The sequence below is a fragment of the Paenibacillus sp. EZ-K15 genome (assembly GCF_002573715.1).
Taxonomy (GTDB): domain Bacteria; phylum Bacillota; class Bacilli; order Paenibacillales; family Paenibacillaceae; genus Paenibacillus_AQ.
Genome location: NZ_PDHM01000018.1, coordinates 84,000 through 104,633, shown reverse-complemented (window position 1 = coordinate 104,633; position 20,634 = coordinate 84,000). Strand labels below are relative to the sequence as shown.

The 20,634-nt window shown below is 47.9% G+C and carries 21 protein-coding genes and 1 pseudogene; 18 read left to right on the top strand and 4 right to left on the bottom strand.

The features are described from left to right. Positions 1–50: 50 nt before the first annotated feature. From CRG97_RS20740 to CRG97_RS20700, 9 genes are all read left to right on the top strand, one after another. Positions 51–845: a TIGR00282 family metallophosphoesterase gene (locus tag CRG97_RS20740; protein ID WP_179090707.1), complete on the top strand. Its 795-nt coding sequence runs from the start codon at positions 51–53 to the stop codon at positions 843–845. A gap of 129 nt (positions 846–974) precedes the next feature. Beyond that, positions 975–1,235: a stage V sporulation protein S gene (locus tag CRG97_RS20735; RefSeq protein WP_006211249.1), complete on the top strand. Its 261-nt coding sequence runs from the start codon at positions 975–977 to the stop codon at positions 1,233–1,235. A 91-nt stretch (positions 1,236–1,326) separates the two neighbouring features. Then, complete coding sequence (locus CRG97_RS20730; protein WP_098746938.1) at positions 1,327–2,283, top strand: dipeptidase; 957 nt, start codon at positions 1,327–1,329, stop codon at positions 2,281–2,283. A gap of 178 nt (positions 2,284–2,461) precedes the next feature. Beyond that, positions 2,462–3,034 (top strand): phosphate propanoyltransferase, encoded by a 573-nt coding sequence (gene pduL / locus CRG97_RS20725; protein WP_098746936.1) that lies wholly within the window; start codon positions 2,462–2,464, stop codon positions 3,032–3,034. A gap of 491 nt (positions 3,035–3,525) precedes the next feature. Next, on the top strand, positions 3,526–5,085 hold the full coding sequence (gene miaB, locus CRG97_RS20720) for a tRNA (N6-isopentenyl adenosine(37)-C2)-methylthiotransferase MiaB (RefSeq protein WP_098746933.1): 1,560 nt from the start codon (positions 3,526–3,528) through the stop codon (positions 5,083–5,085). Positions 5,086–5,185: 100 nt separating this feature from the next. After that, positions 5,186–5,635 (top strand): YlbF/YmcA family competence regulator, encoded by a 450-nt coding sequence (locus CRG97_RS20715; RefSeq protein WP_071220156.1) that lies wholly within the window; start codon positions 5,186–5,188, stop codon positions 5,633–5,635. Between the two features lie 162 nt (positions 5,636–5,797). Further along, entirely contained in the window at positions 5,798–6,583 is a 786-nt protein-coding gene (locus tag CRG97_RS20710; RefSeq protein WP_098746931.1) for an NUDIX hydrolase, read from the top strand. Between the two features lie 68 nt (positions 6,584–6,651). Then, positions 6,652–7,209: a cysteine hydrolase family protein gene (locus CRG97_RS20705; protein ID WP_098746929.1), complete on the top strand. Its 558-nt coding sequence runs from the start codon at positions 6,652–6,654 to the stop codon at positions 7,207–7,209. Positions 7,210–7,266: 57 nt separating this feature from the next. Further along, entirely contained in the window at positions 7,267–8,721 is a 1,455-nt protein-coding gene (locus tag CRG97_RS20700) for a nicotinate phosphoribosyltransferase (RefSeq protein ID WP_098746926.1), read from the top strand. Between the two features lie 79 nt (positions 8,722–8,800). Here CRG97_RS20700 and CRG97_RS20695 read toward each other — a convergent pair whose 3' ends face one another. Beyond that, the gene (locus tag CRG97_RS20695) at positions 8,801–9,601 is read right to left on the bottom strand and encodes a PepSY domain-containing protein (RefSeq protein ID WP_098746923.1); all 801 of its coding nucleotides are present in this window, start codon (positions 9,599–9,601) and stop codon (positions 8,801–8,803) included. Between the two features lie 212 nt (positions 9,602–9,813). Here CRG97_RS20695 and CRG97_RS20690 point away from each other — a divergent pair, with 212 nt between their 5' ends. Both CRG97_RS20690 and CRG97_RS20685 read left to right on the top strand, forming a co-directional pair. Next, entirely contained in the window at positions 9,814–10,812 is a 999-nt protein-coding gene (locus CRG97_RS20690) for an NADPH:quinone oxidoreductase family protein (protein ID WP_098746920.1), read from the top strand. 87 nt (positions 10,813–10,899) lie between these two features. Continuing rightward, positions 10,900–11,427 (top strand): hypothetical protein, encoded by a 528-nt coding sequence (locus CRG97_RS20685; protein ID WP_098746917.1) that lies wholly within the window; start codon positions 10,900–10,902, stop codon positions 11,425–11,427. 187 nt (positions 11,428–11,614) lie between these two features. Here the strand turns inward: CRG97_RS20685 and CRG97_RS34285 are convergent. Together CRG97_RS34285 and CRG97_RS20675 are read right to left on the bottom strand one after the other, a co-directional pair. Next, positions 11,615–11,813, bottom strand: a pseudogene (locus CRG97_RS34285) (transposase); the annotation flags it as partial. Positions 11,814–12,069: 256 nt separating this feature from the next. Then, complete coding sequence (locus CRG97_RS20675) at positions 12,070–12,588, bottom strand: MogA/MoaB family molybdenum cofactor biosynthesis protein (protein ID WP_098746915.1); 519 nt, start codon at positions 12,586–12,588, stop codon at positions 12,070–12,072. Positions 12,589–12,695: 107 nt separating this feature from the next. Here CRG97_RS20675 and CRG97_RS20670 point away from each other — a divergent pair, with 107 nt between their 5' ends. Beyond that, on the top strand, positions 12,696–13,748 hold the full coding sequence (locus CRG97_RS20670; RefSeq protein ID WP_098746912.1) for a CobW family GTP-binding protein: 1,053 nt from the start codon (positions 12,696–12,698) through the stop codon (positions 13,746–13,748). Between the two features lie 127 nt (positions 13,749–13,875). Next, positions 13,876–14,214 (top strand): four-helix bundle copper-binding protein, encoded by a 339-nt coding sequence (locus CRG97_RS20665; RefSeq protein ID WP_098746910.1) that lies wholly within the window; start codon positions 13,876–13,878, stop codon positions 14,212–14,214. A 1-nt stretch (position 14,215) separates the two neighbouring features. Here the strand turns inward: CRG97_RS20665 and CRG97_RS20660 are convergent, their stop codons facing one another. Further along, on the bottom strand, positions 14,216–14,431 hold the full coding sequence (locus CRG97_RS20660) for a hypothetical protein (protein WP_098746907.1): 216 nt from the start codon (positions 14,429–14,431) through the stop codon (positions 14,216–14,218). A 107-nt stretch (positions 14,432–14,538) separates the two neighbouring features. On the opposite strand from CRG97_RS20660, the gene CRG97_RS20655 reads away from it, so the two are divergent. The 5 genes from CRG97_RS20655 to CRG97_RS20635 all read left to right on the top strand — a co-directional run bounded on the left by CRG97_RS20655 (position 14,539) and on the right by CRG97_RS20635 (position 20,595). After that, complete coding sequence (locus tag CRG97_RS20655) at positions 14,539–15,759, top strand: ROK family protein (protein WP_098746905.1); 1,221 nt, start codon at positions 14,539–14,541, stop codon at positions 15,757–15,759. Positions 15,760–16,599: 840 nt separating this feature from the next. Next, a complete protein-coding gene (locus CRG97_RS20650) occupies positions 16,600–18,015 on the top strand; it encodes a VWA domain-containing protein (RefSeq protein WP_098746903.1) in 1,416 nt (471 codons plus the stop codon). 417 nt (positions 18,016–18,432) lie between these two features. Continuing rightward, on the top strand, positions 18,433–19,323 hold the full coding sequence (locus CRG97_RS20645; RefSeq protein ID WP_098746901.1) for an ABC transporter ATP-binding protein: 891 nt from the start codon (positions 18,433–18,435) through the stop codon (positions 19,321–19,323). Further along, positions 19,323–20,051 (top strand): hypothetical protein, encoded by a 729-nt coding sequence (locus CRG97_RS20640; RefSeq protein ID WP_237566521.1) that lies wholly within the window; start codon positions 19,323–19,325, stop codon positions 20,049–20,051. Before CRG97_RS20645 ends, CRG97_RS20640 begins: the two co-directional genes overlap by 1 nt. Before the next feature lie 79 nt (positions 20,052–20,130). Beyond that, a complete protein-coding gene (locus tag CRG97_RS20635) occupies positions 20,131–20,595 on the top strand; it encodes a hypothetical protein (RefSeq protein ID WP_076324908.1) in 465 nt (154 codons plus the stop codon). The last annotated feature ends 39 nt before the right edge of the window (positions 20,596–20,634 follow it).

Sequence of the window (20,634 nt, the reverse complement as noted above, 5' to 3'; positions counted from 1 at the left end):
GAACGGTCTTGCCGGGAATCAGGACAAGCATCCCTGAAGGAGTGATTGACATCAACGTATTATTCATCGGAGACATTGTCGGCAGTACAGGTCGTAAAGCTTTGAAGGCTTCCCTTCCGGAGCTGAAGTCCAAATATAATCCGCACATCATTATTGCCAATGGGGAGAATGCAGCTTCAGGACGCGGCATTACCTCGGCCATAGCCAATGAATTTTTTAATTGGGGCATTCATGGCATCACCTTGGGAAACCACACGTGGGATAACAAGGATATTTTTGAGTTTATCGATGATGAGCCTCGCATGATTCGTCCGGCAAACTTTCCGCCCGGCACACCGGGCCGCGGATACACGATCATCAAAGCGAACGGCAAACAGCTAGCGATTGTGAATCTACAGGGACGAACATTCCTGCCAGCGATCGATTGCCCGTTTCGTGCAGCCGATGACATTGTGGATGAACTTCTCCAGAAGACGAAGTGCATTCTGGTGGACTTCCATGCAGAGGCGACCTCGGAGAAGATTGCTATGGGATGGCATCTGGAAGGCCGCGCCTCGATGGTGGTCGGAACGCACACGCACGTGCAAAGCAATGACGATACCATACTGCCGGGAGGAACGGCTTACATTACGGATACCGGCATGGTGGGCTCCAAGGAAGGCATCCTCGGCATGCAGCGTGATGCGGTAATGTATAAGTTCAAGACCCAGCTTCCTGCTCGTTTCCAGGTCGACGAAGGCAAATGGCAGTTCCATGCCGTGTGCGTGGATATGGATGAGGAAACGGGAAGAGCACGGAAGATACAAAAAATCCGCATGTACGAAGACGAATGGCGGATGGATTAAAAAAGGCGGAATCCGTTTAATTAAATTAGGAACGGATGGTAAAAAGCAGGAATTTTTTCCCCTCTCACGAATAACATCTAGTAAGCGGAAGCAAACCATCACTCAACATTCCCAGGGGAGGTACTTACCATGGAAGTATTAAAAGTTTCAGCAAAATCCAATCCTAATTCAGTTGCAGGGGCGCTCGCTGGAGTTCTTAGGGAGCGCGGCGGGGCGGAACTGCAAGCGATTGGGGCGGGAGCACTGAACCAGGCCATTAAAGCGGTAGCGATTGCCCGGGGATTTGTAGCACCGAGCGGGGTGGATTTGATTTGTATCCCTGCTTTTACGGATATTGTGATTGATGGCGAAGACCGGACGGCAATTAAATTGATCGTAGAACCTAGATAAATTTCGAATGTTGAGGTATTAGCCTGTTTACTCTCCTTGGTGTAAACAGGCTTTTTGCTGTGACAAGTTTAGAAGGGAGATGAACGGCGCGATGCGGACGGTTGATTTTCACTGTGATGTTTTGAGCAAAATGTGGGAAGATTCCCAAGCTTCCTTTGTGGATGACCCGCATTTGGATGTAACGCTGCAGCGCATGGAGGAGGGTGATCTGGCTCTTCAGGTGTTCGCTGTTTTTTTATCGGAGAAATGGGGGAGACCCTCCTTTGAACGGGTGCTGGCACAAATCGATACTTACCGCAGCCGCATTGTTAAACCGGGTCATCTGAAGCCCCTGCTCTGGCGGGAGCAAGTCCAAGAGATCGTACAACGGAAGAATGGACGGTACGGCGTTCTGTCGCTGGAAGGCGTTGACGGGCTGGAGGGGAATCTGTATTACGTCCAGCTCTTGTTTGAGATGGGCGTTCGTTTTATGGGGATTACCTGGAATTATGCGAACTGGGCTGCAGATGGAGCATTGGAGCAGCGAAATGGGGGATTCACAGAACGGGGGCGTCAACTGGTGGAGCTATGCAATTCGACAGGTATCATTCTGGATGTGTCCCATCTGTCCCAAGCTGGCTTCTGGGAGCTCGCGGAGTTGACCAAAGGGCCCATCATTGCCTCGCATTCCAATGCGTACTCCGTCTGCCAGCATCCCCGGAATTTGAATGATGAACAGATACGGGCATTAATCGCGCTAAACGGGATGATCGGAATCACGTTTGTGCCCTGGTTTATCCGCAGCGGAGTGGAGCGTGTCAAGCCGGAGGACGTATTGCCGCATATCGAGAAGATTTGTGAGCTGGGCGGAGAGAAGCACATCATGTTTGGTTCGGATTTCGACGGGATTGATCAATGGGTTGCCGGACTTGAGCATCCGGGCCGGTATCCGGATTTTCAGGAGCTGCTGCTTAAACATTATCCTGAATCGATGGTCAAGGGCTGGATGTCGGAGTATACCCTCCATTTTCTTGAGCAGAATTTACCTTCAATGTCAGCCCGAGCGTAGTAAACTTTCGCATAACGACTATGATTCGAGGATAACTTTGACAATCCTGTTGCAGATTGCTCGAGAAACGGAAGAAGGCGGCCTGAATCACCCGGGTTGCCTTTTTATTTTTGGGTAATAGAGAGTATAATAGGTGATGGCATGTACAGCATATAGAGAAAAACAAGGAGTGAGACAGATGAGTAAAACTGTACCTGTGGGTGTATCCGCCCGCCATATTCATTTAACCCAAGAGCATATTGAGGCTTTGTTCGGCCCTGGATATCAGCTTACAGAGTTCAAACCATTGTCCCAACCAGGACAATTCGCAGCCAACGAAACGGTAGCGGTCATTGGAACGAAGGGACAATTCGATAAAGTAAGAATTTTGGGACCTGCACGTCCTGCTACCCAGCTGGAAATTTCCCGCACGGATTCCTTCGCCATCGGTGTGAAAGCACCCGTACGCGAATCCGGAAACATTACCGGTACCCCGGGTATCACGATTAAAGGCCCGGCAGGCGAAGTAACGGTGGACGAAGGTGTTATCGTAGCTGCTCGTCACATTCACTTCCATACGTCCGATGCGGATCAATGGGGGATTAAAGACAAGGATCTGCTGAAGGTACGCTTAGGCGGCGAACGCGGTCTTGTACTGGAGAACGTCATTGCCCGTGTATCCGATAATTTTGCGCTCGACATGCACATCGATACCGATGAAGCTAACGCTGCTGGCGCCAAAACCGGAGACACTGCTGAAATTATTGATTAATCCATAGCTTCAGTAAACCTTTATGAACATACTGTATGTGTCACGCATGTGCTGCTGTTAAGCGATCACAGCTGGAAGAGCCTGAGTCGATTCACTTCGATTTCAGGCTCTTTTTTGAAATTTCCCAAGGGTTTAATGTTTCGGGAAGCCAATTTGAAGGAGAAAGTTCATCTGTTAAGGTTTAGCCTCAATAACGCCAGGGTGGTAGCTTAGGTTTTAAGATCATGATATAATTTAAAATAGTGCCTATTAGAGGTAGTTCAAAAAGTCATCTTTTGATCACGAAGCAGCACATGAAGCTTAATCGACATCGAATATTGAATTCAGCCGGGCCTTCCGGTGCTCACGTAGGTTTTGCCTACGCTCCGCTCCTCAGTCCCTAGCTTCATCCAACCTTCTCGGTGCTGAAAACCTGACTTTTTGAACACGTACTATTTAAGATATTTTGTCATGTAAACCAAAGATTTTGCGGATCTAAGGAGTGACCAAGCATGTCCAAAGAAAGTAAGGACTACTCCAAGTATTTTGATTTTTCAGGAGCCAAAGTTCTCTCGGAAGATGAACACGGGAAGAGAATTCGCATCAATGGCCGGGAAATCAACATCCTTTCGGAGCCTAATCATAGACAGGAAAAACAGCGCGGCAAGCAGAGTGTCGAAGTATTGTATGATACCGAGCTGCCGGAAGAGTTCCGAAGCATCGGAGCTGGCAAGCATTATATTGTGTATACGTTCGGATGTCAGATGAATGAGCATGATTCCGAGACGATTAAGGGATTGCTGGAGCAGATGGGCTACCAGGCAACCGAGGATCGGAAGCAGGCGGACATCATTTTGCTCAATACATGTGCCATTCGTGAAAATGCGGAGGACAAAGTGTTTGGCGAACTCGGCCACCTGAAGCATTTGAAGATCGAAAAGCCGGATATGCTGCTTGGGGTTTGCGGCTGTATGTCGCAGGAAGAATCGGTTGTTAATCGAATTCTCCAAAAGCATGGCTTCGTGGACTTGATCTTTGGTACGCACAACGTACATCGTCTGCCTCACCTTATTCAGGAAGCGCTCTTCAGCAAGGAAATGGTGGTTGAAGTGTGGTCCAAGGAGGGGGACATTGTTGAGAATCTTCCGAAGAAGAGAGAAGGGCTCCGCGGCTGGGTCAACATTATGTACGGCTGTGATAAATTCTGTACATATTGCATCGTTCCATACACCCGCGGCAAGGAACGCAGCCGGCGTCCGGAGGATGTCATTGCTGAGGTTCGTGAATTGGCCCGGCAAGGGTATAAGGAAATTACGCTGCTCGGTCAGAACGTGAACGCCTACGGCAAGGATTTTGAAGATATCGAGTACCGTTTCGGCGATCTGATGGATGATATTCACAAGATCGATATCCCACGTATTCGCTTCACGACATCCCATCCAAGGGATTTCGACGATCATCTGATCGAAGTGCTGGCGAAGGGTGGCAACCTGGTCGAGCATATTCATCTGCCGGTACAGTCGGGCAGCTCCGAAGTGCTCAAAAAAATGAGCCGCAAATATACACGCGAGACGTATTTGGAACTGGCCCATAAAATTAAGAAGGCAATTCCCAATGTAGCGTTTACCACCGACATTATTGTCGGGTTCCCCGGTGAGACCGATGAGCAGTTTGAGGAGACGCTGTCTCTTGTGCGAGAAGTAGGTTATGATGCTGCTTATACGTTCATCTATTCTCCTCGCCAAGGAACACCGGCTGCAGTGATGGAGGATAATGTACCGATGGAGGTCAAGAGCGAGCGGCTTCAACGTCTGAATGCAGCCATTAGTGAGTACAGCCGCCAGAGCAATGACAGGCTGCTTGGCGCTACGGTGGAGGTCCTTGTAGAAGGTGTCAGCAAGAACAATGATTCCATGCTGTCGGGACGCACACGCACGAATAAGCTGGTTCATTTCGAAGGCTCAGCGGATCTCATAGGCAGCTTCGTGAATGTCCGAATTACGGATACGAAGACCTGGTATATCAAAGGGGATATGATCCCGGACACGATTCCTGCCTCGGATGCGGTATAATAGAGAAGCACAGCATTCAAATGCAGCATTGGGCCGCGAGCAGAATCCGGCTGGTGCTGCATATTCCCATATAGATGATGAAGAATTGGAGCGATGAACCTTGGCACATGATCATGTTCGTACGAACACATACGGTATGTCAACTTACAACACTCGTGAATTGATTATACGTGACGATATTTTAGCAAAAGCGGGCGAGCTGGCTGAATTAATATCCACCAGTGAAGAAGTTCAGATGTTTAAGCAGGCCGAAGAGAAGATCCAGAACCACGAACGGGTTCAAAACCTGATCAAAACCATTAAGAAAAAGCAAAAAGAAATCGTAGCCTTTGAAACGTTCCAGAACAAGGATATGGTTGCCAAAATCGAACGGGAGATCGAGGAACTGCAAGAGGAGATTGACGGTATTCCGCTCGTGATGGAATTCCAGCAAAGTCAAAGCGATATTAATTATCTTCTTCAGCTGGTCGTATCCGTGATTCATGATACCGTTTCGGAAAAAGTGAATGTGGAAACAGGAAAAGATACGCCGCCAAGCAGCTGCGGATAGATGAAACGAGGTGCGGAATGGTTCCGCACCTTTTCTATTCTTGTTACACTATGCACAGAATGAGAATGAATAGGGCATAGTACACTTATAAAGAGGATGAGGTCAGGAAATCCTTGACATCATCTTTAAATATGTCATAATGAAATTATCAAAATAATAGTTATGGTGATGGAAATGACGGATCGCGAACAGGCGCCAGAGAGCAGTGCCAAGAAATACAGAACACCGGATGGTGTACCCGCCGATATCGTGATGTTTACCTTGACGAAGCGGGAACGGAAAACCTTCACCAAGACATTGCCCATACGTGAGCTTAAGGTGATGCTGATCAGGCGTAGATCATGGCCATGTGCGGGGATGTGGGCACTCCCCGGCGGATTTTGCCGTGAGAGTGAGTCTATTTACGATGCCGCCAAACGGGAACTGAAAGAAGAGACCGGGGTGGACGGCGGTCACTTGGAGTACTTGGGCGTGTACAGCGCACCGGGACGGGATCCAAGGGGTTGGATCATCAGCCATGCATTCTATGCGCTGGTAGAAGAATGGATGCTGGAGCACCGCCAGGCTGCCGATGATGCGGAAGAGGTGGGTCTGTTTACTGTAGCGGAAGCTCTGGAGGAGCTGGAGCTTGCTTTTGACCACAGGGATATCATTATGGATGCGTACCGCAAGATTCAGCAGCAAATGCTGCAAACGACGATTGCGCGGCAGTTTTTACCGGAGCATTTTACACTGAGTGAGTTGTATCAGGTCATTCAGACCGTCGTGCCCGAGTTCAACGAGCCCAATTTTATCCGCAAAATCACATCGACCCGCAGCAGGCAGGGGATACTGGAAGAAGCCCGGGATGAGAACGGCAAGCCGCTAAATTCCAATCAATATTCCCAACGGCCGGCCCAATTGTATCGTTTTACGGATCATGCACCACTGCTATCGATTTATACGTAGGAATGGAATGGATTCACCCGCTGTTATTTTATCGATCACATTAATCATGTTGAAGAGGAGTGTGTCAGATGAAAGCCTTGATCGTGATAGATTTCACGAATGATTTCGTGGATGGTAATCTGCCCGTAGGCGAACCCGCCATCGACATTCAGAACACAATCGCGGAGCTAACCAAGTCATACAGCGATCGTGGTGATTTTGTTGTAATGGCCGTGGACCTGCATGAGCACAATGATGCTTATCATCCCGAAACCAAGCTGTTTCCTCCCCATAACATTCGGGGAACCCGGGGGCGGGAATTATACGGTGAACTTCAGCAGGTATATGAGGAACGCAAGGACGCTATTTATTGGATGGACAAAACGAGGTACAGCGCATTTTGCGGTACGGATCTGAACCAGAAGCTGCGGGAACGCGGGATTACCGAAGTCGATCTCGTCGGAGTGTGCACCGACATCTGCGTGCTGCATACTGCAGTGGATGCTTATAATTACGGATACCGGATTACGGTTTATGAAGATGCCGTCGCGAGCTTTAATCCGGAGGGACACAAGTGGGCTTTAAGTCACTTTCAAGGTAGTCTCGGGGCATCGGTCGTGCGAAGCAAGGAACTTCTTAATCAATAGACAGCTTGAACCACCCGGAAGCCTAGATGAACCGGGTAACAGTGGAGGATGATCGTGATGCTGACAGCAGGATTAGCACTACATACGGACAAATACCAGATCAACATGATGTACGCTCACTGGATTAATGGCTCTCATCGTACGCGTGCGGTGTTTGAGGCGTATTTCCGCAAGCTGCCATTCGGTAACGGATACGCGGTTTTTGCCGGTCTTGAACGGATTATACATTATATTGAATCCTTGCGTTTCACGGAGGATGATATCGCATATTTGGCAAAACAGGAAGAGAAGTATAAACCTGAATTTCTGGAGGAGCTTCGCCGGTTCCGTTTTCAAGGGAATATTCATTCCATGAAAGAGGGGGCGCTGGTATTCCCGAATGAACCGCTCATTCGAGTTGAAGGCACCATTTTTGAAACACAGCTGGTTGAAACGGCACTCTTGAACTTCATGAACTTTCAAACCTTGATCGCCACCAAAGCGTCCCGTATCCGTCAGGTTGCCAGCGGCGATACCTTGCTGGAGTTTGGCACAAGACGTGCACAGGAAGCGGATGCGGCGGTTTGGGGCGCGCGTGCTGCGTATCTGGCCGGTTTCCATGCCACATCGAATATGCTGGCTGGCGAGAAGTTCGGAATCCCGACGAAAGGTACGCACGCGCATTCCTGGGTGCAGACCTTCCGGAGTGAGCAGGAGGCCTTTGATATTTTTGCCGAGGTGATGCCGGATCAAGTGACGCTGCTGGTGGATACCTTTGATACGTTAAAGAGCGGGATTCCCCATGCCATTGTAACAGCGAAGAAGCTGGAGGCTCAAGGGAAGCGGATGAATGCTATTCGTCTGGACAGCGGGGATTTGGCCTATCTGTCGATTCAGGCACGGAAGATGCTGGATGAGGCTGGTCTTCATTACGTCGGCATCGTGGCATCCAATGATCTGGATGAAGGAACGATTCTGGATCTCAAGGCACAGGGGGCTAAAGTGGATACTTGGGGAGTTGGTACCCAATTGATCACGGCAGCCGACCAGCCTGCGCTTGGAGGCGTCTATAAGCTCGTGGAGCGGGAAGTTGACGGCAAGATGGTGCCGACTCTCAAAATCTCGGGCAACCCCGAAAAAGTATCCACACCAGGCAAAAAAGAAGTATACCGCATCATATCCAAGGGAAGTGGCAAAGCGATAGCCGATTACATCTGCTTCCCGGAAGAAGAGATGCCGCCGGAAAACGGCAAGCTGAAGCTGTTTAATCCGCTGCATCCTTATATGCGCAAAAACGTGAAGAACTTTGAAGCGGTGTCCATGCTTGAACCGGTGTTCATGAATGGCGAACTGGTGTATGAGCTACCGAAGCTTGAAGAAATTCGCAGCTATCATGATGCTCAGCTGGATCAGTTCTGGCCGGAGTATCTGCGGAAGCTGAATCCGGAAATATACCGCGTTAATCTGAGTGAAGAGGTCTGGGAAGTGAAACAGCGGATGATGGCCGAGTTCATGGAACAGCATGAAGAGTAGGTTATAAAATACAGCAATGAAAAAGACGCTTTCCCAATCTTGCCGCTTGGCAGGAGAAGGGGCGTCTTTTTGTACTCGGCTACAGTTCAAGTCGATCCACTATACTTCCGTTGACGTCACGCGCGGTGAGATGAACCTTGTCCTTGTTCTCTAGCATGTCGGGCTGGCGTTCGTAATACCACATGTACAAATCTTCACTGACATCTGGCCTCAGTTGTTGGTAGGGTATGGTATGTGCCGGCTGACCATTTACATGAATCTGAATGGGTTCTGTGCTTCTATACAGGCCAAATACGAGTGATGAATCCATGCTTGTCTCCGAGAATACGGACGGAGAAGAGGGATTCTCGGCAGAAGGGTATAATGTAGATACGGCGGACATATTCCATCCGAACCATCCTTTGGTATAGGTGGATAATTGTAGTCCCAGTCTAGATGTCACCACGAAAGAATAAGCCTTCTCAGAGGTTAATTCGGATTGTATGATTTCAGCATGATCAATGCTGAAAGGTGCTTCAATAAAAGCATGTTTCTCGTTGAATACCGCCGCTTCGATCGAGCGGTGTGTGCTTGTGTATTCGTAGATCCCTGTTATCAAAATGAAGAGGAGGCCGATTAGTACGTACACTTTGAGACCAGGCCGGGTAATTAAAGGGAAAACCCAGAAGACTAGTCTAAACAGCGTTAGAACGAGACCCAAGCTTAGAAAGAAAACGAGAAACGAGCCGGCAATGCCCCCTGATTGTGTGTGTATCCCAAGGAATCCAAAAACCTGGCTGATCGGTTTATAGATGACCGGTAACAGAAGTAGCGTCACCAGAGTGAGCAAGAACGAGAAGCGGTAGGATCTACGTTTAGATCCATGATCAAAATGAGTCATAACGTGGATTTCAACTCCTGCTGATAATTTTTTTATGAAAGTATTCTTTTTCCATAATAACATAATTCTGATTATAAAGGACGATACTGGATCATTTCTCGGGAAAGCGCATAAGTCGCCATATTCCGAGAGCATGTATAAAGCTTCGACATATTCATAGTGCAGATCCAGATTGCTTTACAGCACCTAAACTAACCCAAGGAGTGATATATGTGGACAACGAAACCGAATTTCAGGCCTACGTGCTGCGTCAAGATGAGCAAGGGGTTCGCGGCAGTGTGGAGAACATGAGTTTGAAGCAGCTGCCCGAAGGTGACGTTATTGTGCGGGTATTATACAGCGGGGTCAACTATAAAGACGGTCTAGCCAGCATACCGGAGGGGAAAATTGTCCGCCGGTACCCGTTCATTCCGGGTATTGATCTGGCAGGGACGGTTGTGCATTCCGCTCATGCTGATTACAAGGAAGGCGATGGCGTTCTCTGTACCGGTTATGAATTAGGGGTATCTCATGAAGGGGGGTTCAGCCAGTACGCACGGGTTAAGGGAGAATGGCTCGTCCCGTTGCCGCAGGGTTTGTCCCCGCGTGATGCGATGGCTATCGGAACCGCAGGTTTTACGGCTGCATTATCGATAGAGGCCTTGATACGGAATGGACTGCGACAGGAACAGGGGGCCGTTCTAGTTACGGGGGCAACAGGGGGCGTGGGCAGCTTCGCGGTCTCCATCCTCAGTCAATTAGGCTATAGCGTAACAGCATCCACAGGTAAATCAAGTCAGAGGGACTGGCTCTTAAAGCTGGGAGCCCATGAAGTGATATCCAGGGAAGAGGCTGCGGCATCCTCCAAGGGGGCCATCTCTGCCGAGCGATGGGCAGCGGTGGTAGATCCGGTCGGTGGAAACCAATTGGGTTCACTGCTGAAAGGCGTGAAATACGGCGGGAGCGTCGCCGTTTCCGGCATGACGGGCGGCGGTGCTTTTGATTCGACGGTGTTTCCGTTTATTCTTAGGGGGATCAATCTTCTCGGAATCGATTCGGTGTATTGTCCTATGGCCTACCGCCGATCGGTATGGTCGAAGCTGGCCGATGAATGGAAGCCGGCATCCGTGCTTCAAGAAGGAATTACAGAATACGGTCTACACGATCTGCCTGAAGTGCTGAACACCATTCTGCAGGGCGGGGCGGTTGGAAGAAGCGTCATCGCTCTATAATAATTGGCTTGATTTCGCATAATGTTCCTCATCCACAGGCATTCTAAGGGAAGGCAACCTCTGACACCTAAGGAAGGGTGAGTGAACATGAATTACCGCAGAATCGTTACCGCTTTATTGCTTTGTTCCATTCTTGCCATATCGGTTGGCTGCTCCAGGCAGGTGGCCAAGGACGAGATGCGTCTATATAACATGAGGGCTTACGAGGAAGGTTCCAGGGAGGCCCGGATATCGGGGCGGGGCATGAATGGAAAATTCCTTGAGGATCTCCAGGCCTCATTCAATCAGGTGGGCATGCCGCTGACCAATGAAACCTATGCGGAGGACAACGTAGGCAACATCACGTATCAATACCGGATCAATTATGATGCAAGCCAGTTTATTACCGTGTATGTCTATCAGGATCAAGCGGCCAGGGAAAAAGGGATCAAGGAGATATACGGCGTTACAGAAGGGGATGCCAATGCGGCCGGCGGGCATAACCTGATCATGAGCGACAAGGAAACGTCCATCGTATATACGTCGACGGGCGACAAAACGGATAACTATTATGACCAGGTCAAAAAAATAGCGCCCTCCCTGCTCGCCAAACATCAACGACGCGCCAGCAGTTAGAATGGAGAGAAGGAGCTGTCCATAAGTAGATTTGCTCACTTTACTGGCGGTTCGTCAGATAAAAAATGTGTCAAATGAAGAAATGGCGGTGCTCAGGATGTTATCCTTGCACCGCCATTTCTTGCTTTTCGGTCTTTGTCGCTTGCTTGAGTAGATTATGGGCAAGCGAAAGCCATCCGACCTAGGTCACTTTGTTATGGACGGCTTTGGCGATCTGACGAGAGAAATAGATTCGCTGTGTGTAGGAGTAAATGATGACTTTGATGAGCATCTTGGGATGGTAGCTGTCTCGTCCGCCACCGGGATAGGCGGCCGTAAAAGCGGTAAACCGCTTCATGAATGATGCGAACAAGATGATGAGGTGGAATGTCGTCCTCCAAGTCCAGTTTCTTTTCGTATGTCTAATTGAAGTGGGGGATCTGCACAACTTAGCGGAGAGGACGAAACGATTCCGGACAAGCGAGAGCGGTCGCCTTTGTCCCCAAATTTCATCCTTGCTTAGAACCGTTCCAAGAAATTTGGGGGCAACAGCGATGGGAGGAACGATTCGTACACGGAGCGTCTCCTAACAGAAAAAGGGGGCATCCCGCCAGATCTAAGATCTTTTGGGACACCCTCTTTAGCATGTTAAATTCACTGTTATTATGATTTGTGTTTATCCAGCTCATATTTGATGTGCCGCAGCTCAGGCAGCAGAATCCGGTTCATCGCAAGCTTGACGGCTCCGGTCGAACCTGGCATCGAGAAGACGGCCGTGTGGCTTAACGTGCCGCCGATCGCGCGGCTCAAAATGGCTGCAGACCCAATATCCTCGGTAAAGCTTAGGAAGCGGAAGATCTCGCCGAATCCGGGGAGTTCCTTATCAAGCAGTGAAGATACGGCTTCATAGGTGGTATCCCGGCTCGATATGCCTGTTCCGCCGGTTAATAGGACGACATCAATCTCCGGATTGCTGACCGCGGAATAGATCGTTTCACGGATCGTTTCGTAGTCGTCCTGGACAATGCTGTAAGATACAACGACATGTCCGGCTTCTTCAAGCAAGCCGATCATCAGTTTACCGCTCTTATCCGTGTCCTTGGTCCGCGTGTCCGAGACGGTAATCACCTTACAGTTCACGGAAGCGGGGGATTGCTGTTTATGCTCTTGCGTTGAATTCATAGAAATGACATCTCCTGTTGTAGTTAATGGTGGTGAGCTTGCAGTAGTCGGATGAAATGTAGTACACTCGCTAGCATAATCATGATGCACGCAAAGGAGTATGGAACGTGGAGCACGTAACACCCATTTATATTTTATCAGGTTTTCTTGGCAGTGGAAAAACGACATTGCTTAGCCGTCTCATTACCTACTTCAAGCAGCAGGGCTTACGGCCGGCCATTGTCATGAACGAGATCGGCGAGGTCAACATTGAAGGCCTTGTCGCCGGTGAAGAGGTACCGACGGCTGAGATGCTAAGCGGCTGTATCTGTTGTACCATTCGATCCGATTTATCATCTGAAATCGCGATGCTGATCTTGCGGGAACAGCCGGATGTCATCGTCATTGAAGCGACGGGGATCGCGAATCCGATGGAAATTCTGGACGCAGCGGCGGAAGCTTCTTTATACATGAGAATCGATGTAAAAAAACTGATCACCGTCGTGGATGCCGCGCATCTGCTGCATTTGAACATAGAACAGAAGGGGAAGACGTATCGTTTGATGCAGGAGCAGATTCGCGCCGCCTCAGCGCTCGTCCTCAATAAGATGGACCTGGTGAACGATCAGGACAAGGAGACGATTCAGCAGCTGGTTGAGCACTGGAATCCGTATGCTCCGATTATTCCTGCGGTGCGCTGCGACTTGAATCTTGAAGATCTACTGCAGGGTGGTCCACATGGACAGAATGAGCACTCGCATGTACATGATCGAGAGGACAGGGAGGTCCATGTACATACAGACAAGCAAGAGCACGCCAACAGACATGACCATGCGCACAACCATGACCATGCCGACAACCACGACCATGGACATGCTCACGATTCTCATGATCATGTGATGTCCTACACCTACTATTTCAGCCATGCGGTAAACAGTGTGGAATTCGAGCGATTCATAGCTGGGCTGCCAAGGGATGTGTACCGGGCTAAAGGCATCCTCACCTTCAATGATACCAACAGTCGGTTTCTGTTTCAGTACGCCTTCCGGGAATCCGACTTTATGAAAATTACGCCCCAGGGTCAAGTACCGGATGTGGTGGTATTTATCGGGGAGCACTTCCAGAAGTCGCTGCTGCGAGAGCAGCTTGAAATGCTGGAAGGGAAGATAAGTCGGGCATAAGTCACAGACTTACCTGATCATTTTTTGGGCAATTGTACGGGGGCTTTCTGGCCCATGTTTGATTCAGAGGGCAGTTCAAAGTTTAATACAAAGGCATAGCGTAATAACTACAAGGAGGATCTACCCAATGTTAAATGAACTCAAATATAAAGAATGTATTGAAGCATGTCTCCAATGTATGAACGCTTGCAATGTATGCTATGTATCCTGTCTGAAAGAATATGAACTGGCCATGCTTCGCGATTGTATAACGCTCGACAGAGAGTGTGCCGATATATGCGCGTTTGCGGCTCAAGCCATGTCACGGAAAAGTCCTTACGTTAAGGAAATTTGCGAACTATGCATCAAGGCATGCCTGGCTTGTGCGGAAGAATGCGGGAAGCATGATCACGAGCACTGCAAACAATGTGCCGAGGCGTGCCGGAAATGTGCTGAAGCATGCCGCGAAATGCTAAATCACATGTAAGTTAACCAGTCTCTATCGTGCGATATAACAAAGCCTGATTTCCGAAGCGGGAGATCAGGCTTTTGGTTGTGAGTGAAGTGTCTTCAGGTCCGGTGTACTGATCCGCTTCAACGTGGAAAACGGCAATTTTGGCCAGATTCCAAGCCTCTCTGTTGGCCCGGCTTCGCCGGGTTTGGGGTCGGCGTACATAAGATTCCAGGCCAGACTCCAAGGACATTTTCTCTGCGAGACCACCTAGAGGAATTTTACTAACTCCGAATTTTCCCCTATGATAGATGTGTGAGAAGGCAAGTTCAATTATAGGTAAAAGAATGAGGTTGTAATATGAATAGTTCAGTTGGTAAGAACAATCGGCATGTCCGGAACCTGAATCGTATCGGCATTATCGCGCTGCTACGTGACTACGGCAGTTTAACGAAAGCGGAAATCGCAGCCAAGATGAACTTGACGTTTACGGCCGTTAACAATCTGGTGGAAGAGCTGATGAAGGAGCGATTAATCATTGAAGCCGGGTTATATGATGAATCCAGCCGTGGCAGGAAGCCCAAGCTCATCTCGTTGAATCCCGCCGATATGTACACAGTCGGAGTTCATATTAGCGCATCCTCCGTACGGGCGGCAGTCATTAATTTGCAAGGGAAAATGTTGTTGGAGGAACGTTGCTCCTTTGAAGATAGCGCCAATCGCGGCAGCGTAGTGAATATTATTATATCCACGATACAAGCTGTACTGGACAAGTCAGGCCTGGAGTCCGAAATTATCGGCATCGGCGTAGGAGCTCCCGGACCGCTTGATCCGGTTCAAGGCAAAATTCTGTCTCCGCCCAATCTACCCGGTCTGCATCAAGTACGATTAAAGGAACTGATCGAGGAGAATACGGAGCTTCCAACCCATGTTGAGAAGGACGCTAACGTAATGGCACTCGGTGAGTTATGGTATGGAAACGGCCGGCATTTCAACAATCTGGTGTACGTGGATGCGGATATCGGGATCGGGAGCGGACTGATTTTCAACCAGAAAATATATCAAGGTTATCCCTATGGAGCCGGTGAGATTGGGCACTGTACGATCGATATCGACGGTCCGCGCTGCAATTGCGGTAATGACGGCTGCCTTGAAGCGATTGCGTCGGGGATTGCCATCGTCCGCAGAGTGGGTGAGGAGTTAGGAGGTGGGGCTGCAAGTTCTCTTAGTTCTTATTTTAATGGCGATGATCATGGTCTGGATGTAGTTGATGTAATCAATGCTGGGCTGGCTGGAGATCAATTGGCTGCCAATATACTGCACGAATCGGCACGTTATGTCGGTATATCCCTGGCCAATATCATAAATCTGCTTACACCGGAGACCATCATCCTTGGCGGAGTACTGGCTAATTGTTACCCGGATTTCTTCAATCATGTTAAAGAAACATCCTTTAACAGAAGCCTGTCCAGCTTCCATAATAAAATGGTGCTGCAGCCCTCCGAGTTGGGAGAACATGCGGGCATCGTTGGCGCAGGGACGATTGTGTTTGAAAAATACTTGGATGAAATAAGCGATTAGAGGGGAAAAGGATACCCTCACCTACATAAATAATAAATACGGTTTAATAATCTGTGAAGCCACCGCCCTAAGTGGCTCTGGATCAACTTCTACAGTACCCGACGTTATCAAAGTCCACTAAAGACATGTTCAAGCGGATGTTGGCGCAGGAAACCGGTCACTTTGGAATTCGTGAAAGTTCGTGGCTATGCTCAGATATTGATTTTGGTAAGGCAAATCCGCAGTGTAGTAGGGGAGCAAAAACAGCTCGTTCATCGTCAGATGAACGAGCTGTTTTTGCTTTTTCAATCAATTTTTGCTATCGAAGTGTACTCATCTTTGCCAAAATCGAGGCTTTGCAGACGCTCTATACAGGTGCTGAGGATTGCAAAAATGATATTAAGTTCTTGTTTAAACGGTTAACCTGCTAAACGATATCAAGTGTTGTTGCACAGGGCTATTCGGCATTTAATTACGAAGTATCAAGATTTTATAAATTACGATCAAGAATCTTGAATATCATGATAAAGTTCACCACTTTATTTACGATAAGAGCTGGTGGGTCCGCTTTATGGTTCAATGGTTATGGGAAGAAAGTCTAATATTTATTCGATTATCCATTATTGGGTGTTAATTACTTGATTGTAGTGTATGATTTTGGAAAGACACAGGAGATTCGGGTCCTTATAACAACACTTAGATTAAGGAGGGAAGTACGAATACGAGAGGGGGGGTTCCAAATTTCCCTTACCAGCCTATTCATTGGCATGATCTCGCAAGCAGCGGTAATCCAAATGAACTCCGGATGGATGGATAATCATTTGTTTATGTATCAGAAGATTATTAATTAGAGGTGAGTTGATGTTTCGAAGATCTATCTTCATTTTTATGATGTTAATCTTATTCCTTGCAGGTTGCAGTAATGAAACAGATAAGAATGCTTTTAAAATTCCTGACTCATCGGATTCTACGCAAAGTATTGAACCAGAAAAGAACCCTTCAAACATTCAGACCCCATCAGGTTCAGATCAAAATGAACCCAGCTCAGAAATTCAGAGTCCACCGGACTCTAATCAAAGTGAACCTCAGACTTCCTTGACCGATGAAGAAACATTAATGAAACCACCAGGACGTTTTGCCGGTTCCAATTATGATGAACAGAAAGTTAAGGAAGCTGTGGATCAATTACCGAATGACTTGACTGTTGATCAATATACTGAAGAACTTCTCCTTCTATTGGCTGAAGATTATCGCTCTTATATAACCACTTTCAAAGAATATGACACAGAAGTTAAAGTGGATATTGAGCGACCTAATGGAAACATCACATTACCCGCAAGTAGGAAATTACACATTTCGATCCTACTTGATGCCAGTGGCAGCATGAAAGCGCAGATCAATGGCAAATCAAAAATGGACTCTGCCAAAGAAGCTATACAGATCTTCGCAGATAAATTACCTGAAAATGCAGAAGTATCTTTGCGGGTATATGGACATAAAGGAACAGGAAGTCAGAAAGATAAACAAGTATCATGTAACAGTACAGAAGAAATATTTCATGGCCAAGGTGACCAGGCAAATCAAATGAAAACGGCACTACAAGGCGTAAAACCAGCTGGATGGACACCCATTGCAAATGCTCTGGAATCTGTAAAACAAGATATTAATCCCGAGACAACCGATTCGGTCGTATATGTGGTTAGTGATGGAATTGAAACATGTGGAGGTAATCCAGTACAGATTGCCAAAGAACTCAACCAATCCAAAGTGAAGACCGTTGTAAATATTATTGGCTTTGATGTGGATAACGAAGGACAGAAATTGCTTCGACAAGTTGCTTCATCTGGAGGTGGAGAGTTCACTTCTGTAAATAATGACGAATCACTAAAAAATTATCTCAATAAAGCGTATATCAAATTACTCGGCGAGTGGAAGACGTGGCAAATAAAAGGAGAAGGAGAGGCAAATACACAAGTCATACGGAAGCAGGGAGCTATCAATACTACAGAAATGGATATGCAAATTCTAGCGAACAAAGAATATGATAATCTGCTAGCAGCCCTTCGGGTTCTAGAAACTAAATACGGAAATGATATCCCTCACGGTGAGATCTGGATGCAGGTTACTAATCGTAAGAATTTCGCATGGAATTATGCTCGTGATACAGGGAGACGTTTATATGACGAAGTCACTAAAAATGGAAACCAGGTTTATGACGATTACAAGAATGAAGGCGATAAGAATATCGAAGATCTGGAGAATAAGCAAAATAATTAGCGGTTAAAGCAATGTGACTCATGTGAGCCAAAGGTCATGCCGAAGAGGCCATAGGCGCTGCGCTAAACGCAGGCGCCGGATCAGGAGAGATTGAATCGTTTGAAGTGGCAGGTTCAACGGGCGCGATGATGACAGCGTAAATGGATTGGGTCAATCAGAAAAGGGTTATGACCAAGGTGAACGTTAAGAAAGAATGATTAACAAGGCGGCCATTAGGCCGCCTTTGCTTATTTTATCTTCCTGCCCGTGACCTCCGATGCTTTTTGATAATAGCCTCGTAGCCGGAATAAACGCTGGATTTTCGTGTTATGTGAGATAACCGCACCTTTGTTCATGGAGCTTGAAGTGTTGTGCTTTCAGGTAAAATAGCTCTACAATACATATAACACCAGATTAAGTGAACAGGAGTTGAAATGTTTGCAAGAGCTGCTGGAATTGAACGGAGTACACAAGCGTTTCGGCAAATTCGCCGTCTTACATAACATTACCTGGAGCATTTCCCGAGCCGAATGCGTTGCTGTTACAGGAAGCAACGGCGCTGGAAAGAGCACCCTACTGCATGTAATAGCCGGGCTTGCTAACCCATCGGAAGGATCCCGGGTCGAATATGAATCCTCGCTTCGCGTCGGATATGTTCCGGAGCGATTTCCTGCGCTTCGATTTCGTCCTTCTGAATACTTGCGCCATATGGCCGCCATTCAGGGTATGAACAAGCAAGAAGCAGGAAAGCGAATAGATGCGATGTTGAACGTGTTTCAGCTGCAGGACATGAAGATGACCCTATGCTCCAAGGGGATGCTGCAAAAAGTCAACATCATGCAGGCCCTGCTTCGTCAGCCCGATCTATTGGTTCTGGATGAGCCTCTGTCGGGACTGGACGAGGCTTCTCAAATGGAGATGATTGGCATTCTAAGTGAAATCAAAAGACAAGGAACAGCGATTGTGATGTCCGTTCACGAGCCGTTGCTTATTGCTTCGCTGGCCGACCGTGTAACGCAGCTCCGCCGGGGACGGATCGAACGGGACGGAATGCTGGAAACCGGTTCGGAGATGGGACGGATGAAGCTGGAATTCTCGCGTGTTTCTCAGGACAAAATGCTGGAACTGGAACGCCGTTCAGGGTTTCATTACTGGATATCGAGAGGTAATCCAACATCGATGGTCGTGTCGCGGCAGGTTGTGGATGAAATGCTGCTGGATATTTTACAGTCAGGCGGATCGCTGACACGGCTGGAGCCCTGGAGCGGAGAGATGACAGAGCAAGTGTACCCAAGCCCCGGTCAATCAATGGAAGGTGAGGGAGCATAATGGGATCATTGATTCGTTACATGCTTGCTAGTTACACGAGATCCTATCGATATTTCGCTCCGATTGCCTTCATGTTGATATCGGTGGTGTTTATCTACTCCTACCGGCCCAACCCGATCATGGACAGTTATGCGGTAACGGCTGCATTTCTGTTTGTTGGCTCAGCTTGGCTTGGTTTGAACTTTCTCAATCATGATCAAGGGCGTCAAACGATGCTCCTGATCGTTCACAGTGGGAAGGCCATACGATATTATGCCGCCCAATATGTAACCGTAACGCTTCTATCTATCCTGTTCAGTTTATTTGCCGTCCTTTATCCAATCGTATTTGGAATGTTTGATAAGCCGATTACATTATCCCAGTTTGCATTGGGTTATCTAGGACATGTTGCATTGTCCTTGCTCGGGATTTCTCTGTCCGTATTTTTTCAGTTTGGCTTTATGGAGAATCAGGGAAGAGCGGCAGGATGGCTGTTAATCGTTATCGTTATTTCCTTAGCCGGGCAATCTATCGTTCAGGATGATCTTGCTTATTTGAGATTGATTCCTTATGTTCTGCCGCCTGTCTCTGTTATGATTGACATGTTCATTCATGCTGACGAGCGTTCCCAGTTCGTGTTATTCATGACGATTGCGTACACGTTCATTTACAGCTTTATTTTGCTGGCTGTTTATCTATGGACGGCCTGTCGTAAGGATGCGGCAAGCATAATCCGAAAAGTAGGTTGAAGTAGGAGGAATCTTCCTTTACCATAGGGATATACACAAATAGAAACGGTAAAGACAGCCAATACTAGAGGAGGATACCATGAAACAATCTCGACTGATGGATAGTGACCACTCCAAAGAGCTGTTTGCCTATTTCGGATTAGCGGTGTATTATTCACAGGCGCTTGAGCAGCAGCTCGCGAATCTGTTGATGCTGATCAAGCTTTCCCAAGGGAATGTGCCTTCAGAAGAAGATTTCACCCAATTATATCATCGGAAATTAAGCAGCTCTCTGGGCCAACTGGTACACGAGATCCAGCATTACTTTCCATTCTCCGAAGAAGAAACACTTCAATTAAAAGAAGTCTGGAAGCAGCGTAACTACATCGTTCATGATTATTTCAAAGAACGGATTCATGAGACGTTCAGTCCGGCTGGCCGTTCCCGAATGATTCGGGAGCTGACCGCATTTAAGGACCAGGCTCAAGCGTTAGAGCAAAAGCTGCAGGGCTATTCTCGCGAAATGTATGTGAAGCTTGGCCTGGACAGCGAAAAAAGCGTGTAAGTGCGTGTTCAAAAAGGTCGATTTTCAGCACCGAGAAGG